Here is a 14,565-nt window from a genome sequence, read left to right as displayed (position 1 = left end):
TATTCGGGCTTAGAGCCCCAGGTAGGCACGCCGCAGTTCGTCGCTGCCAAGCAATTCGCCGGGCAGGCCCGAGAAGCGCACGCTGCCGTTCTCCAGCACGTAGGCGCGGTCGGCAATTTCGAGCGACTGACCCACGTTCTGTTCGACCAGCATCACCGCAAGGCCGCCGTCGCGCAGCTCGCGGATCAGCGAGAACATCTCTTCGACCAGGAGCGGCGAAAGCCCGAGCGAAGGTTCGTCCAGGATCAGCAACACCGGCTCGGCCATGAGCCCGCGTGCGATGGCCAGCATCTGCTGCTCGCCGCCGCTCATCGTGCCGGCGTGCTGCGCCATGCGCTCGCGCAGCCGCGGGAAGATGTGGAACATCTTCTCCACGTTGGCCGCGCGCCGCTCGCGAGCGCGGGTGAAGGAGCCGAGTTCCAGGTTCTCCAGCACGCTCAGGTTGGGAAACACCTTGCGGCCCTCAGGCACCTGGATGAGGCCGGCCTTGACCACGTCGCGGTAGTGCGCCCCGCTCAGGTCCTTGCCGTCGAAGCGCACCGTGCCGCCCCAGGCGGGGCACAGGCCGCAGACCATCTTGTTGAGCGTGGACTTGCCCGCGCCGTTGCTGCCGAGCAGCGCGACCATCTCGCCGGCATTTACCTGCAGGTCGACGCCGCGCAGCACCTCGACGCGGCCGTACCCGCCGCGCAGGCCTTGAATCTCCAAAAGCGCGCTCATGCCTCAACTCCCGATGCGGCCTTGCGCAACCGCGCCGCGGTGCCATGGCCCAGATAGGCTTCGACGACCTTGTCGTCGGAGGTCACTTGCGCCGGGCTGCCCTCGGCAATGAGCTGGCCCTGCGCGAGCACCCACACGTGCTCGGCGAGGTTCATCACGGCCTGCATGACGTGCTCGATCATCAGCACCGTGACGCCGCTGTCGGCAATGCCGCGCACCACCGGCATCATCTCGGCAATCTCCTGGGGGTTGAGGCCGGCGAGCACTTCGTCCAGCAGCAGAAGGCGCGGCTTCGTGGCAAGCGCGCGGGCCAGTTCGAGGCGCTTGCGGCCGGCCACGGTGAGGTCCGATGCGGGCTTATCGAGCTGCGGCGCAAGGCCCACGCGCAGCGCGACGGCCTCGGCGTTCTGCAGCGCCTCGGCGCGGCCGCGCACATGCAGGTGCGCACCCACGGCGATGTTCTCGCGCACCGTCTGCGCCGCAAAGGGCTTCACGATCTGGAAGGTGCGGGTCATGCCCAACGCGGCATTGCGGTGCGGCTCGCGGCCGGTGATGTCCTCGCCCGCGAAGCGCACGGTGCCGGTGTCGGGCTTCAGGAAGCCGGACATCAGCGCGAACAGCGTGGTCTTGCCCGCGCCGTTCGGTCCGATCAGCGCGCTGAGGCTGCCCTCGCGCACCGAGAGGCTCACGTTCTGCACGGCCTTCAGGCCGCCGAAAGAGCGCGAAAGGCCGTCGATGGCCAGCAGGGCGTCAGTCATGGCGGTCTCCTTTCGACTGCCAGAGCTGCCGCACCGACAGCCCGATGCCCGCGATGCCGCGCGGCACGAAGATGACGATCAGCACAAGCACCGTGCCGTAAATCACCATGTTGATGCCGGGCAGTTCGCCGAAGAGGTTGCGCGTGAGGTCCGACAGCACATGGAGCACGACCGCGCCGAGCACCGGCCCCCACATCGTTCCCATGCCGCCGACGATGGCCGCGACCAGCGCCTCGATCGACACGGCCGGGCCGTAGGCAATGCCCGCGTCGATGTACTGGAACACCTGCACGTAGAACGCGCCCGCGGCGCCCATGAACGCCGCCGAAAGGCCGATGGCCCCGAGCTTCACGCGGAACGGGTCGACGCCGACGGCGCGGGCCGCATCTTCGTTGTCGCGCACCGCTTGCAGGTAGGCGCCGAAGCGTCCGTTGCGCAGCCACCAGGTGACCAGCAGCGCCGCGACGACCATTGCCAGCACGACCCACAGGTAACCCGCGCGCGACGAGAACTGCAGGTTGGCCACCGATTCGCGCAGCGGCACCATCAGGCCCACGCCGCCGCCCGTGAAGTTAACCGACAGCGCGAGGATGCGGAACACTTCCGCGAAGGCCAGCGTGACGAGCGCGAAGTAAGACCCCTTGAGGCCATAGCGGAAGCTGAGCGCGCCGACGAAGAGCCCGACAAGCGCACCGCCGATGATGGCCAGCGGCAGCGCGATCCAGGCGTTGATGCCGCCTTGCAGTTGCGCGATGGCCTGGATGTAGGCCCCGGTGCCGAAGAACAGGGCGTGCCCGAACGAGAACTGCCCGCCGAAGCCGCCCAGGATGTTCCAGGCCTGTGCGATGAGCGTGGCGTAGAGCGCCATCATCACGAAGTTGAGCGCGACGCCCGACTTTGTGACGAGTGGCACGCAGCCGACCAGCACCGCAAAAAGCGCGATGCCCGCGAGTTGCCTGTGTGCGCCTTTCATGCCTTGGCCCCGAACATGCCCTGCGGCCGGAACAGCACCACGCCGATGAAGATCGCAAAGATGCCGATCTGCCCAAGCGACTCGCCAAGGTAGAGACCACCAAGCGATTCGACGATGCCGACAAGGAAGCCGCCGACCAGCGCGCCCACGAAGCTGCCCATGCCGCCGAGCACCACGATGGTGAAGGCCACGAGCACGAAGCCGCCGCCCACCTGCGGATTGACGTAGTACGCCGGCAACAGGAAGCACGCCGCCGCGCCCAGGCACGCCAAGCCGATGCCGAAGCTCATTGCGTAGACATGGTCCACGTCGATGCCCATGAGCTTGGCGCCCTCCTTCTCCTTGGCAACCGCCCGGATGGCACGGCCGAGATCGGTGCGCCCCATGATCCAGAACAGGATGCCCGAGACCACGAGCGCGCCCGCGAAGGCCACGAGCTTGGGCACCGCGATCATCGCGGGGCCGATGGCAACGGTGCTGAGCGAATAGGCGGTGTCGATGTTGCGCGTGTCCGACTTGAAGAACAGCAGCGCGAGGTTCTCCATGACGATGGCGATGCCCAGCGTTGCGAGCAGGATGTTCTCGTCCTTGCCGTGGCCCGCGCGGTTGATGACCACGCGCTGCAGCGCATAGCCGAGCGCGAACATGCCGGTCACGACGATGGGCAGCGCAAGGTAGGGATCGATTCCCAGCCGCTCCTTCAGAAAGTACACCGCGTACAGCGCCAGCATGAGGCTGGCGCCATGCGCGAAGTTGATGATGTGCAGGACGCCGTAGATCAGCGTGAGCCCCAGCGCGATCAGTGCGTACACCGCGCCCGTCGTCAGCCCGTTCAGGACCGACGGGAAAAGAATGCCGAAATCGAACATCCCGCCTTCCGCTTCAGGCCGTGCGCAGCGGGAACACCGGGTCCACTTCGCGGTAGTCGCGCGGAATGATGACCTTGATGTCGTTCTTCACCACCTGCGTCATGAGCGGTTGCGCGCCCTCGTTCTGGCCGTTGACGAACTTGGTCGGGCCGTAGGGCATGAAGTGGTTCGAGAAGGTGCTCTTCTCCAGCGCATCGACGATAGCCGCGCGCTCTGCGGACTTGGCGCGCTCCAGCGCATCGGCCAGCAGCCACATCGACGCGTAGGTCATGAAGACCTCGTAGCTGAAGAACTGGCCCTTGGCCTCCACGCGCTTGCGCAGGTCCTGCGCGCGCTTGTCCTTGGGGTTGAACCAGTGGTTGCAGTCGATGATGCCGTTGGCCGCATCCGGAAACTCCTTCACGAACTTGTAGCTCGACGCCGCGCCGCCCAGCACCGAGAAGATCGCCTTGGGCACCACCTTCTGCTGCTGCATGGTGCGCACGAGCAGCGCGTACTCGTTGTAGTAGTTGGCCGGAATCACGATGTCGGGGTTGATCGACTTCATGCGCAGCACGATGTTGTTGAAGTCGCGCGTGGGGTTGGCGTGCTTGACCACCTCCTTCACCTCGAAGCCGTAGCCCGGCAGCTCGCGCGAGAGCAGCTGCGCGGTGCCTGCGCCGAAGAGCGACTCTTCGTGGATGATCATCACCGTCTTGGCGGGGTTGCCAGCGGCCTTGTTGAGCACCAGCAGGTTGGCCATGGCCACCTCGGTCGACTTCTTGTAGCCCGGGCCGAAGCGGAAGGTGTTCTTCAGGCCGCGCTCCACGATCTGGTCGGCCACGCCCACGTCCACCACGTGCGGCAGGTTGTACTTGGCCGCAGCCTGCGTGGTTGCCAGGCAGATGGCCGAGGCATACGCACCCACAATGGCCGAGACGCCTGCCTCGTTCATCTTCTCGACCTCGGCAGCGCCCGCCTGCGGCTGCGACTGCGCATCGCCGAGCAGGGCCTCGAGCTTTGCGCCGCCGAGCGACTTGATGCCGCCCGCTGCGTTGATGTCCTCGATGGCCATGAGCGCACCCAGGCGGCACTGCTGGCCCGAATAGGCGAGCGCACCGGTGACCGGATGCAGCACGCCGACCTTGACGGCCTTGGGCTGCGCGCCGGCCACGAGCGGGAAGGCAACGGCAGTTGCCAGGGCGGCGGACTGCGACACGAAACTGCGGCGGTTCTGCATGGTGGGCTTTCCTTTTTCTCTTCAGTTGAACTTGGCTGACACGTCTTTGCTGACCCACACCTTCGCGTCGATGCTGCCCACGCGGGAGAGCTGCATCTCGTAGGTGTAGCGGTCGGGGCGGTAGAGGCCGTGCAGCCACTGCACGGGCCGCTCGTCTTCGTCGTAGATGAGGCGGCGCACCGCGAGCAGGGCCGAGCCGACCGACACGTCCAAGTGCTGCGCAAGCACGTTGTCTGCCAGGCGCGCCGAGATCGTCTGGTGAGCGCGGCCCACCTTCACGCCCGACTCCTCCAGCAGCACGAGGATCGGCTTCTTCGACAGCTCGCGGCGGCCGAAGCGGCGCGCGATGGTGTCGGGCACGTAGGTGGTGATGTGGGAGAGCGGCCCCTCCTTGGTGGAGCGCACGCGCACCGCCTTTTGCACGGCATCGCCCAGCTGCAGCTGCAGCGCCTCGGCCACCTGGGTGGAGGCCGTGATCGTCGCCACCTCGATCACCTTCACGGAGGTGTGCAGGCCCATGGTGACGAGGTTCTCGAGCAGGCCGCGCAGGTTGGCGCGCTCAAGGCTCGTGGTGCCGGAAGGGTCGCCCGCCCCTGGCGGCGGCAGTGCGCGCGTGCGGCGGCCGGGGTTGCGTGCGATCAGCCCTTCGGAGGAGAGCTGTTCGAGCGCGCGGCGCACCGTGACGCGCGCCACGCCGAACTGCGCCATGAGCGCGAGTTCACCGGGCAGCCCCTCCGCAAAACGCCCTTCGTGCAACTGCTCACGCAGGACCAGATAGATCTGGTGGTACTTCGGCAAAGGCATTTGCGACATGCCTTTGATGTTTTTGCAGTTTCAATGTTCTGTCAATGGGACATTTAAAACGGCGACTTCACAAAGAGAAACGGCGCGCCGGGAATTGCCCGCCGCGCCGTTTGTGGCTGTTCGCTTGCCGCTTATAGCTTGAACGGAATCACTTCCTGGCGCTGCTCGCCGAGCCCTTCGATGCCCAGCGTCATCACGTCGCCCTTCTTCAGGTACAGCGGCGGCTTCATGCCAAGGCCAACGCCGGGCGGCGTGCCGGTGGTGATGACGTCGCCGGGCAGGAGCGTCATGAACTGGCTCAGGTAGCTCACGATCTTGGCAATGCTGAAGATCATGGTCTTGGTGCTGCCGGTCTGCATGCGCTTGCCGTTGAGGTCGAGCCACATCGACAGCTTTTGCGGGTTGGGCACTTCGTCGCGCGTTACCAGCCAAGGGCCGATGGGGCCGAAGGTGTCGCAGCCCTTGCCCTTGTCCCAGGTGCCGCCGCGCTCGATCTGGAACTCGCGCTCGCTCACGTCGTTGATGGTGCAGTAGCCCGCCACGAAGTTGAGCGCGTCCTTTTGCGAGACATAGCGCGCGCGCGTGCCGATGACCACGCCAAGCTCCACTTCCCAGTCGCTCTTGACCGAGTTCTTGGGCAGCATGACCGGATCGTTCGGGCCCTGGATGCAGCTGGTCGCCTTCATGAAGACCACCGGCTCGGCAGGAATCGGCAGGCCCGACTCGGCCGCATGGTCGGCGTAGTTGAGGCCAATGGCAATGAACTTGCCGACGTTGGCCACGGGGCTGCCGAAGCGGGGCTTGCCCTTGACCAGCGGCAGCTTGTCGATCTTCTGCTTGCGCAGCTTGGCAATCGCGGCATCGCCGAGTTGCTCGGGCCCGATGTCCTTGACCACCGCGCTCAGGTCGCGCAAGCGGCCTTCGTCATCGATGAGACCGGGCTTTTCCTTGCCGGGGTTGCCATAGCGAACGAGTTTCATGTTGTCCTTTCTTGGGGGATCTTGGGGGGAGACGGTTGTCTGACTAGTAAGTGGATCGGCCACCGGAGAGATCGAACACGGCGCCGGTGGAAAACGAGCAATCTTCGGTGCAAAGCCAGCCGACCATCGCGGCCACCTCTTGCACCGTGCCGAAGCGGCCCATCGGAATTTTCGAGAGCATGAATGCGATGTGCTCCGGTGTCATCTGGTCGAAGATGGCGGTCTTTACTGCAGCGGGCGTTACGCAATTGACGCGAATGCCGGTGTCGGCCAGTTCCTTGCCCAGCGACTTGGTGAGCGCAATCACGGCAGCCTTGCTCGCACTGTAGGCGCTGGCGTTGGGGTTGCCCTCCTTGCCTGCCACGGAGGCAATGTTGACGATGCGGCCGTAGCCCTGCTTGCGCATTTGCGCCACCACTTCGCGGCAGCACAGGAAGACGCCGTTGATGTTGACGTCCATCACCTGCCGCCAGTCGTCCGCCGGGTAGTCCCAGAGCTTGGTGTTGGGGCCGGTGATGCCCGCGCTGTTGACCAGCGCGTCGATGCGCTGCGAATGCGCCAGCGTTTGCGCAACGGCTGCCACAACCGAAGGCTGCTGCGCCACATCGACCTTGACCGCAAAGGCCTTCGGCCCCAATGCAGCAGCGGCCTTGCCTGCCGCGGCCTCGTCGCGGTCCCACAGGGTGACGCTGCCGCCCGATGCGATCAGCCGCTCGGCAATGCCGTAGCCCAGCCCCGCCGCGCCGCCGGTCACCACGGCATGGCGCCCGGCGAAGTCGAGCTGGTTCATATGGTGATGCCGCCGTCTACCGTGAAGGCCTGGCCTGTTGCAAAAACCGATTCGTCGCTGGCCAGGAAGACGACCACAGGAGCGATTTCTTCGGCTTGCGCGAGCCGCCCCATGGGCTGCCGCGCAATGAAGGCCTTGCGCGCGGCATCCGGGTCTTCGTTGGCGTTGATGCGCTCGCCGAGCGAGGGTGTGTCGACGGTGCCTGGGCACACGGCGTTGCAGCGGATGCCGCGCGCCACAAAGTCGGCCGCCACGCTCTTGGTAAGCCCGAGCACCGCCGCCTTGGTGGTGCCATAGACGAACCGGTTGGGCAGCCCCTTCATGCTCGAGCACACGCTTGCCATGTTGATGATGCTGCCGCGCCCCGCGGCCAGCATGCCGGGCAGCGCTGCCTGGATGGTCCAGAACTGCGCGCGCACATTCAGGTTGAACGCGAACTCCAGGTCCTTGTCGGAGGCCTCGAGCGCGGTGCCGTTGTGCACCACGCCCGCGCAGTTGAACAGAACGTCGAGCGCGGGAAGACTCTTGAAGAAGGCGCCGATGGCTTCCTTGTCGAGCACGTCGAGCCTGGCCGTACGGACGTTGGCCACGCCGGCGTAGCGTTCGAGCAGTTTCTCGTTCACGTCGGTCGCCCAGACCTGTGCCCCTTCGGCGGCCATGGCGAGCACGCTCGCGTGGCCAATGCCTTGTCCGGCCGCCGTCACGAGCACGGTCTTGCCCTTGAGTCTCATGCATGTCTCCTTGAAAGATGGGAACCGGCCGTTCAGGGTTTGGCCTGATGGCAATGGCGCGGTGCGGATCGTATTCTGAATTGGCCTTACCACTTGTCCAATTCAGGACAACCCTTAACAACCATCCGTGCCGCTACAGACCGTCGAACCCCAGCGCTTGTACCGCCAGATTGCCGACCAGCTCCGCGGGCTGATCGGCCAGGGCGAATTCGCGGTCGGCGCACGGCTGCCTGCCGAACGCGACCTGGCCAAGCAGCTCGGCGTGAGCCGGCCTTCGGTGCGCGAGGCGCTGATCGCGCTCGAGGTCGAGGGCTGGGTCGAGGTTCGAACCGGCTCGGGCGTGTATGTGCTCGACCGGTCGCACCGCGCAAGCAAGCCTGTGGCGCCCACCGAATGGGGGCCGCTGGAGTTGATTCGCGCGCGCCGGGTGATCGAGGGCGAAACGGCAGCCATTGCGGCCACCGTCGGCAAGCGCAAGGACATCGACGCCATGAGCCGCGCGATCGAGCTGATGCGCGAACTTGCCGACCGCGACGTGCTGCCGCTGGACGGCGACCGCGCGTTCCACGTGGCCATCGTCTCGGCCAGCGGCAATGCCGTGCTGGTGGAAACGGTGCAGAGCTTCTGGGATTCGCGCAATGGGCCCATCTTTACGCGCCTGGGCGGCTACTTCGAGACGGTGCCCTCCTGGCGCTCTGCCATTGCCGAGCACGAGGCCATCCGCGACGCAGTGGCCGCGCACGACGCCGAGGGCGCGCGCGCCGCAATGCACATCCACATGGACAACTCGCACCAGAGATTCAGCGCGAGCTGGCGCCGCGCAAAAACTTCCTGAATCGCCAGCAGCATTTTTCTTTCAGCCACTAAAACGGAGACAACCCGATGAACAGCAGCAAACGCAACACCCTGAAAGCCGTCGCCGCCTGCGCCCTGGCAGCCACCGCGCTGGGCACCGCCGGCATGGCCGGTGCGCAGACCAAGCTCAAGTGGGCCCACGTGTACGAAACCTCGGAGCCGTTCCACAAGTATTCCGTGTGGGCGGCCGAAGAGATCAAGAAGCGCACCAACGGCAAGTACGACATCCAGGTGTTTCCCGCATCGAGCCTTGGCAAGGAAGCGGACATCAACCAGGGCATGACGCTCGGCACGGTCGACATTGTGCTGACGGGCGCGAGCTTTGCAGGCAACACGTACAAGCCGCTGGCCGTTACCTACTTTCCGTTCATCTTCCGCGACGCGGAGCATCTGCTGAAGTACGCCAAGAGCGACGTGTTCCAGGAGCTTGCCAAGGGCTATGACGAAAAGAGCGGCAACCACATCACGGCGCTCAACTACTACGGCGCGCGCCACGTGACGTCGAGCGCAGCCAAGCCGGTGACCAAGCCGGAGGACATGAAGGGCCTGAAGATCCGCGTGCCCGATGCACCCGCGTACCTGGCATTCCCCAAGGCGCTGGGCGCCAATGCCACGCCCATTGCCTTTGCAGAGGTTTACCTGGCGCTGCAGAACAACACGGTCGATGCGCAGGAAAACCCGCTGCCGACCATCGAGGCCAAGAAGTTCTTCGAGGTGCAGAAGAACATCTCGCTCACGGGCCACATCGTCGACTCGCTGTTGACGGTGACCTCCGGCCAGCTGTGGGGCAAGCTCTCGGCAGACGAGAAGAAGATCTTCACCGAAGTGATGCAGGAAGCCGCTGAAAAGACAGGCCGCGACATCATTGCTTCGGAAGCCCGCCTGGTCGAAGAGTTCAAGAAGAAGGGCAACAACGTGATCACGGTGGACAAGGCCGCGTTCCGCGAAGCCGTGCTGAAGAACACCAAGCCCACGGACCACGGCTATCGCCAGCAGGACTACGACCGCATCACGGCAATCAAGTAAACCCCCAGTCTGCGCGCACTTCGTGTCGCTTCGCCCACCCCCTTGCAGGGGGCAACACCAGCGGCCCGGCAAAGCCGGTTCCGCGGTGTTCCTGGAATGGGCCCGCACCCTTTCACGAGACTTGGCATGACCGAACAAAAAATCATTGACGACGAGGGCCACTTCCATGCGGAAGACGAGGCCGTCGACCTTTCCTCCACCATCACCGAAGGCTGGATCTCGCTTGCGATCTTCTGGCTGCTCGGACTCACGGTGTTCTACCAGTTCGTCACGCGCTACGTGATGAACGACTCGGCCGCGTGGACCGAAGAAGTGGCGCGCTACATGCTGATTGCCGTGGTCTTCATCGGCGCGGCCGTGGGGGTCGCGAAGAACAACCAGATCCAGGTCGACTTTTTCTATCGCCACATGCCTGCTGCGATGGGCCGATGGGTGTCGCGCGCGGTCGATGTGCTGCGCACCGCCTTCTTCGTTGCGGCCGTGATCATGACGGTGCAAATGATGCTGAAGATCGGCAACAACACGCGCATGACCATCGTCGATGCGCCGATGAACATCGTCTACGCGCTGTGCCTGTTCGGCTTCATCGCGATGACCTGGCGTTCGGTCCAGGTGGCGCGCATTCACTGGAAGCGCGGCTACAGCGTGCTCGAACGCCCCGAATCCACCCTGGCCGACCACTGAGCCCGACGAGAACACTGCATGCTCAAAATATTTTTCCTGATCTTCATGGCGGGCGGCATTCCGGTGGCCGTGGCCATGGCCGGCGCGTCGCTGGCCTACATCCTGGTGAGCGGCAGCCTGCCGCCGTTCGTGGTCATCCACCGCATGGTGAGCGGGATCGACAGCTTCCCGCTGCTGGCGGTGCCTTTCTTCATCCTGGCCGGCAACCTGATGAACAACGCGGGCATTACCACCCGCATCTACAACTTCGCGCTGGCGCTGGTGGGTTGGCTCAAGGGGGGCCTCGGCCATGTGAACGTGCTTGGTTCGGTGATCTTCGCGGGCATGAGCGGCACGGCCATTGCCGATGCGGCCGGCCTGGGCACCATCGAGATCAAGGCCATGAAGGAGCACGGCTATTCGACCGAGTTTGCCGTAGGCGTGACTGCCGCCTCGGCCACGCTGGGTCCGATCATTCCGCCGAGCCTTCCGTTCGTGATCTACGGGATGATGGCCAATGTGTCGGTGGGGGCGCTGTTCCTTGCGGGCATCTTGCCCGGCGCGCTGCTGGCCATCTTGATGATGCTGACGGTCGCCTACTTTGCCCACCGCAACGGCTGGGGCGGCGACGTCAAGTTTTCGAGCACGCGTTTCTTCAAGGCCATGTGCGAACTGGCCGTGGTGATCGCCTGGCCGCTTCTGATCTGGCTGCTGGTGGCAAAGCTGGGCACGCCGCCGCAGCTCACGGTGTTTGCAGGCTTGGCATCGCTCTTCGTGCTCGACAAGATCTTCAAGTTCGAGGCGCTGCTGCCTATCATGACGCCGGTGCTGCTGATCGGCGGCATGAGCACGGGCCTCTTCACCCCGACTGAAGGCGCGATTGCCGCCTGCGTGTGGGCCATGATTCTCGGCTTTGCCTGGTACAAGACGCTCTCGTGGAAGATGTTTGTCAAGGTGTGCCTCGACACCATCGAGACCACGTCGACCGTGCTGTTCATCGTGGCGGCTGCTTCCATCTTTGGCTGGATGCTCACCGCAACCGGCGTGACCACCGACATCGCCAGCTGGGTGCTCGGCTTCACCAAGGAAGCCTGGGTGTTCCTGCTGCTGGCCAACCTGCTGATGCTGTTCGTTGGCTGCTTCCTGGAGCCCACCGCCGCCATCACCATTCTGGTACCCATCCTGCTGCCGATTGCCACGCAGCTGGGTGTCGACCCGATTCACTTCGGCCTGGTGATGGTGCTGAACCTGATGATCGGCCTGCTGCATCCGCCGATGGGCATGGTGCTGTTCGTGCTGGCGCGCGTGGCGGGGCTGAGCTTCGAGCGCACGACGATGGCCATCCTGCCGTGGCTCATTCCGCTGCTGCTGGCATTGGTCGTGATTACCTATGTGCCTTCATTGGTACTGTGGTTGCCCAAAATGTTCTTCTAAGAAATGTTGCACACCCCCAGTCTTCGCGCACTTCGTGTCGCTTCGCCAACCCCCTTGCAGGGGGCAACACCAGCGGCCCGGCAAAGCCGGTTCCGCGGTGTTCCCCAGGAGATTCATCCATGGCATCCATGACCCCGTTTATTCGTCTCCATCCGGCCGACGATGTCGTGATCGCGCGCAGCCAGCTGGTCGGCGGCGCCAAGGTCGAAGACTTTGCCGTGCGCGGCCTCATTCCCGCCGGCCACAAGGTAGCGACGCACGCCATTGCCGCGGGTGAGCCGGTGCGCCGCTACAACCAGATCATCGGTTTTGCGAGCAAGCCGATCGCGGCCGGCGAGCACGTGCACACGCACAACCTCGACATGGGGCCCGACAAGGGCGACTTCGAGCGTGACTACGCCTTCGGCGCCGACGTGAAGCCGGCGCCCGCCAAGCGCGAGGCCACATTCATGGGCATCAAGCGGGCGGACGGCCGCGTGGCCACGCGCAACTACATCGGCGTGCTCACGAGCGTGAACTGTTCGGCCACGGCGGCGCGCGCCATAGCCGACCACTTTTCGCGCAAGACCAATCCGGCTGCGCTGGCGGACTACCCGAACGTCGACGGCGTGGTGGCGCTCACGCACGGCACGGGCTGCGGCATGGACACGCAGGGCATGGGCATGCAGATCCTGGAGCGCACGCTCACGGGCTATGCCACGCACCCGAACTTTGCGGGCGTGCTGGTGGTGGGCCTGGGCTGCGAGGCGAACCAGATCAACGCCTGGCTGGCAACGGGCCACCTGGCAGAGGGCGAGAACTTTCGCACCTTCAACATCCAGGACACGGGCGGCACGCGCAAGACGGTCGAGAAAGGCATTGCACTCATCAACGAGATGCTGCCGCGCGCCAATGCGGTAAAGCGCGAGCCTTGCAGTGCGGCGCACATCACCATCGGCCTGCAATGCGGCGGCTCCGACGGCTACTCGGGCATCAGCGCCAACCCGGCGCTGGGTGCGGCGGTCGACCTGCTGGTGGCGCATGGCGGCACGGCCATCTTGAGCGAAACGCCCGAAGTCTATGGCGCCGAGCACCTGCTCACGCGGCGGGCGGTGCGGCGCGAGGTGGGCCAGAAGCTGGTGGACCGCATCAAGTGGTGGGAGCACTACACCGAGATCAACCAGGGCGAGATGAACAACAACCCCTCGCCGGGCAACAAGGCCGGCGGCCTCACGACGATTCTCGAAAAGTCGCTCGGCGCGGTGGCCAAGGGCGGCACCAGCAACCTCGAGGCGGTGTACGAATACGCAGAGCCCGTAACGGCGCACGGCTTCGTCTACATGGACACGCCGGGCTACGACCCGGTGAGCGCCACGGGGCAGGTGGCGGGCGGCGCGAACATCATCTGCTTCACGACGGGGCGCGGCTCGGCCTATGGCTGCGCGCCCTCTCCTTCGCTCAAGCTCGCGACCAACTCGGCACTGTGGCAGCGGCAGGAAGAGGACATGGACATCAACTGCGGCGAGATCGTGGATGGCAGCAGTTCGATCCAGGAGATGGGCCAGCGCATCTTCGAATTGGTGCTGGCCACCGCGTCCGGCGAACCGTCGAAAAGTGAAAAGCATGGCTACGGCCAAAACGAATTCGTGCCGTGGCAAGTCGGCGCCGTGATGTAAGGAACCTATGCCTCAAACACTTCCAGCCTCTTATCTCCGCTCGCACTGCGCCCGCATCCTCGAAGCCGCCGGCAGCACGCCGGCCGAAGCCGCACAGGTGGCAGCCAACCTGGTGCTCGCCAACCTGAGCGGCCATGACTCGCACGGCGTGGGCATGCTGCCCCGCTACGTCGACGCAGTGGCCGAAGGCGGCCTGGTGCCCAATGCATCGGTCAAGATCAACGCAGACATCGGCACCCTGCTTGCGCTCGACGGCCAGCATGGCTACGGGCAGGTCGTGGGCGTGCAGGCGATGGAGGTCGGCATTGCACGTGCAAAGCAGCAGGGCAGCTGCATCTTCACGCTCGCGAACGCGCACCACCTGGGCCGCATCGGGCACTTCGCCGAAATGGCGACGGCCGAAGGCCTGGTGTCGATGCACTTCGTCAATGTGCTGTCGCGGCCTGTTGTGGCGCCATGGGGCGGCGGCGACGGACGCTTTGGCACCAACCCTTGCTGCATCGGCATTCCGCTGGCGGGGGCCGAACCCTTTCTGCTCGACTTTGCGACCAGCCGCGTGGCACAGGGAAAGATGCGCGTTGCGCACAACAAGGGCGAGAAGGTGCCCGACGGCTACCTGATCGACGAGCGCGGCGCGCCGACCAACGACCCGGGCGTGGTGGTGGTGCCGCAATCGAATGGGCTGTTCGGCGCGCTCATGACCTTCGGCGAGCACAAGGGCTACGGCATGGCCATGGCTTGCGAGCTGCTGGGCGGCGCACTCACCGGCGGCGGCACGTGGCACCGCCCTGCCGACACCGCGCGCACGGTGCTCAACGGCATGCTGACGATCCTGATCGATCCCACGAAGCTGGGAACGCAGGAAAGCTTCGCGCGGGAAGCGACGGCCTTCGTCGACTGGCTGCGCCAGAGCCCACCGGGCGCGGGCTTCGACCAGGTGCAGATCGCCGGCGAACCCGAGCGCGCCGCACGCGTGGCGCGCGAGCGCAGCGGCATCTGGCTGGACGATGCGACCTGGGGAGAAATCGTCGCGGCCGGCTCGAAGGTGGGCGTGGCAATCGCGTAGAAGCGCCTGCGCTCCTGCTGCC

Annotated in this window: 15 protein-coding genes; 6 read left to right on the top strand and 9 right to left on the bottom strand. The window is 65.2% G+C overall.

Features of this window, described 5'->3' with window-relative positions; all coding sequences use genetic code 11:
- Nucleotides 1-9: 9 nt before the first annotated feature.
- From QHG62_RS22205 to QHG62_RS22165, 9 genes are all read right to left on the bottom strand, one after another.
- On the bottom strand, nucleotides 10-720 hold the full coding sequence (locus tag QHG62_RS22205; RefSeq protein ID WP_206177139.1) for an ABC transporter ATP-binding protein: 711 nt from the start codon (nucleotides 718-720) through the stop codon (nucleotides 10-12).
- Complete coding sequence (locus tag QHG62_RS22200) at nucleotides 717-1,478, bottom strand: ABC transporter ATP-binding protein (RefSeq protein ID WP_281147804.1); 762 nt, start codon at nucleotides 1,476-1,478, stop codon at nucleotides 717-719. The genes QHG62_RS22205 and QHG62_RS22200 overlap by 4 nt, the downstream gene beginning before the upstream one ends.
- The gene (locus tag QHG62_RS22195) at nucleotides 1,471-2,451 is read right to left on the bottom strand and encodes a branched-chain amino acid ABC transporter permease (protein WP_281147803.1); all 981 of its coding nucleotides are present in this window, start codon (nucleotides 2,449-2,451) and stop codon (nucleotides 1,471-1,473) included. Before QHG62_RS22195 ends, QHG62_RS22200 begins: the two co-directional genes overlap by 8 nt.
- Complete coding sequence (locus QHG62_RS22190; RefSeq protein WP_281147802.1) at nucleotides 2,448-3,320, bottom strand: branched-chain amino acid ABC transporter permease; 873 nt, start codon at nucleotides 3,318-3,320, stop codon at nucleotides 2,448-2,450. Before QHG62_RS22190 ends, QHG62_RS22195 begins: the two co-directional genes overlap by 4 nt.
- Before the next feature lie 13 nt (nucleotides 3,321-3,333).
- Nucleotides 3,334-4,539 (bottom strand): ABC transporter substrate-binding protein, encoded by a 1,206-nt coding sequence (locus QHG62_RS22185; RefSeq protein WP_281147801.1) that lies wholly within the window; start codon nucleotides 4,537-4,539, stop codon nucleotides 3,334-3,336.
- Nucleotides 4,540-4,560: 21 nt separating this feature from the next.
- On the bottom strand, nucleotides 4,561-5,343 hold the full coding sequence (locus tag QHG62_RS22180) for a GntR family transcriptional regulator (RefSeq protein ID WP_281147800.1): 783 nt from the start codon (nucleotides 5,341-5,343) through the stop codon (nucleotides 4,561-4,563).
- A gap of 131 nt (nucleotides 5,344-5,474) precedes the next feature.
- The gene (locus QHG62_RS22175; protein ID WP_281147799.1) at nucleotides 5,475-6,323 is read right to left on the bottom strand and encodes a fumarylacetoacetate hydrolase family protein; all 849 of its coding nucleotides are present in this window, start codon (nucleotides 6,321-6,323) and stop codon (nucleotides 5,475-5,477) included.
- Between the two features lie 43 nt (nucleotides 6,324-6,366).
- Nucleotides 6,367-7,113 carry an SDR family NAD(P)-dependent oxidoreductase gene (locus tag QHG62_RS22170; RefSeq protein ID WP_281147798.1) on the bottom strand — a complete coding sequence of 249 codons (747 nt, stop codon included), beginning with the start codon at nucleotides 7,111-7,113 and terminating at the stop codon, nucleotides 6,367-6,369.
- Entirely contained in the window at nucleotides 7,110-7,844 is a 735-nt protein-coding gene (locus QHG62_RS22165) for an SDR family oxidoreductase (protein ID WP_281147797.1), read from the bottom strand. Before QHG62_RS22165 ends, QHG62_RS22170 begins: the two co-directional genes overlap by 4 nt.
- A gap of 127 nt (nucleotides 7,845-7,971) precedes the next feature.
- Between QHG62_RS22165 and QHG62_RS22160 the strand changes: the two genes are divergently transcribed.
- The 6 genes from QHG62_RS22160 to QHG62_RS22135 all read left to right on the top strand — a co-directional run bounded on the left by QHG62_RS22160 (nucleotide 7,972) and on the right by QHG62_RS22135 (nucleotide 14,543).
- Nucleotides 7,972-8,679, top strand: coding sequence for a FadR/GntR family transcriptional regulator (locus tag QHG62_RS22160; RefSeq protein WP_281147796.1), 708 nt, complete (start codon nucleotides 7,972-7,974; stop codon nucleotides 8,677-8,679).
- Between the two features lie 47 nt (nucleotides 8,680-8,726).
- On the top strand, nucleotides 8,727-9,725 hold the full coding sequence (locus tag QHG62_RS22155) for a sialic acid TRAP transporter substrate-binding protein SiaP (protein ID WP_281147795.1): 999 nt from the start codon (nucleotides 8,727-8,729) through the stop codon (nucleotides 9,723-9,725).
- 126 nt (nucleotides 9,726-9,851) lie between these two features.
- Nucleotides 9,852-10,409, top strand: a complete 558-nt coding sequence (locus QHG62_RS22150; RefSeq protein ID WP_281147794.1) for a TRAP transporter small permease — start codon at nucleotides 9,852-9,854, stop codon at nucleotides 10,407-10,409.
- A gap of 18 nt (nucleotides 10,410-10,427) precedes the next feature.
- Nucleotides 10,428-11,822 carry a TRAP transporter large permease gene (locus tag QHG62_RS22145; protein ID WP_281147793.1) on the top strand — a complete coding sequence of 465 codons (1,395 nt, stop codon included), beginning with the start codon at nucleotides 10,428-10,430 and terminating at the stop codon, nucleotides 11,820-11,822.
- A gap of 128 nt (nucleotides 11,823-11,950) precedes the next feature.
- Complete coding sequence (locus QHG62_RS22140) at nucleotides 11,951-13,477, top strand: UxaA family hydrolase (RefSeq protein ID WP_281151756.1); 1,527 nt, start codon at nucleotides 11,951-11,953, stop codon at nucleotides 13,475-13,477.
- Nucleotides 13,478-13,484: 7 nt separating this feature from the next.
- A complete protein-coding gene (locus QHG62_RS22135) occupies nucleotides 13,485-14,543 on the top strand; it encodes a malate/lactate/ureidoglycolate dehydrogenase (protein ID WP_281147792.1) in 1,059 nt (352 codons plus the stop codon).
- Nucleotides 14,544-14,565: the final 22 nt, after the last annotated feature.

Source organism: Variovorax paradoxus, assembly GCF_029919115.1.
Lineage (GTDB): Bacteria > Pseudomonadota > Gammaproteobacteria > Burkholderiales > Burkholderiaceae_C > Variovorax > Variovorax paradoxus_O.
The sequence above is the reverse complement of the archived record's forward strand: the minus strand, read 5'-3'. Positions and strand labels throughout refer to the sequence as shown.

Excerpts from the sequence above, each read along its gene's own strand:
- QHG62_RS22205 (WP_206177139.1), bottom strand. The coding sequence starts at position 720 with ATGAGCGCGCTTTTGGAGATTCAAGGCCTGCGCGGCGGGTACGGCCGC.
- QHG62_RS22200 (WP_281147804.1), bottom strand. The coding sequence starts at position 1,478 with ATGACTGACGCCCTGCTGGCCATCGACGGCCTTTCGCGCTCTTTCGGC.
- QHG62_RS22195 (WP_281147803.1), bottom strand. The coding sequence starts at position 2,451 with ATGAAAGGCGCACACAGGCAACTCGCGGGCATCGCGCTTTTTGCGGTG.
- QHG62_RS22190 (WP_281147802.1), bottom strand. The coding sequence starts at position 3,320 with ATGTTCGATTTCGGCATTCTTTTCCCGTCGGTCCTGAACGGGCTGACG.
- QHG62_RS22185 (WP_281147801.1), bottom strand. The coding sequence starts at position 4,539 with ATGCAGAACCGCCGCAGTTTCGTGTCGCAGTCCGCCGCCCTGGCAACT.
- QHG62_RS22180 (WP_281147800.1), bottom strand. The coding sequence starts at position 5,343 with ATGCCTTTGCCGAAGTACCACCAGATCTATCTGGTCCTGCGTGAGCAG.
- QHG62_RS22175 (WP_281147799.1), bottom strand. The coding sequence starts at position 6,323 with ATGAAACTCGTTCGCTATGGCAACCCCGGCAAGGAAAAGCCCGGTCTC.
- QHG62_RS22170 (WP_281147798.1), bottom strand. The coding sequence starts at position 7,113 with ATGAACCAGCTCGACTTCGCCGGGCGCCATGCCGTGGTGACCGGCGGC.
- QHG62_RS22165 (WP_281147797.1), bottom strand. The coding sequence starts at position 7,844 with ATGAGACTCAAGGGCAAGACCGTGCTCGTGACGGCGGCCGGACAAGGC.
- QHG62_RS22155 (WP_281147795.1), top strand. The coding sequence starts at position 8,727 with ATGAACAGCAGCAAACGCAACACCCTGAAAGCCGTCGCCGCCTGCGCC.
- QHG62_RS22150 (WP_281147794.1), top strand. The coding sequence starts at position 9,852 with ATGACCGAACAAAAAATCATTGACGACGAGGGCCACTTCCATGCGGAA.
- QHG62_RS22145 (WP_281147793.1), top strand. The coding sequence starts at position 10,428 with ATGCTCAAAATATTTTTCCTGATCTTCATGGCGGGCGGCATTCCGGTG.
- QHG62_RS22140 (WP_281151756.1), top strand. The coding sequence starts at position 11,951 with ATGACCCCGTTTATTCGTCTCCATCCGGCCGACGATGTCGTGATCGCG.
- QHG62_RS22135 (WP_281147792.1), top strand. The coding sequence starts at position 13,485 with ATGCCTCAAACACTTCCAGCCTCTTATCTCCGCTCGCACTGCGCCCGC.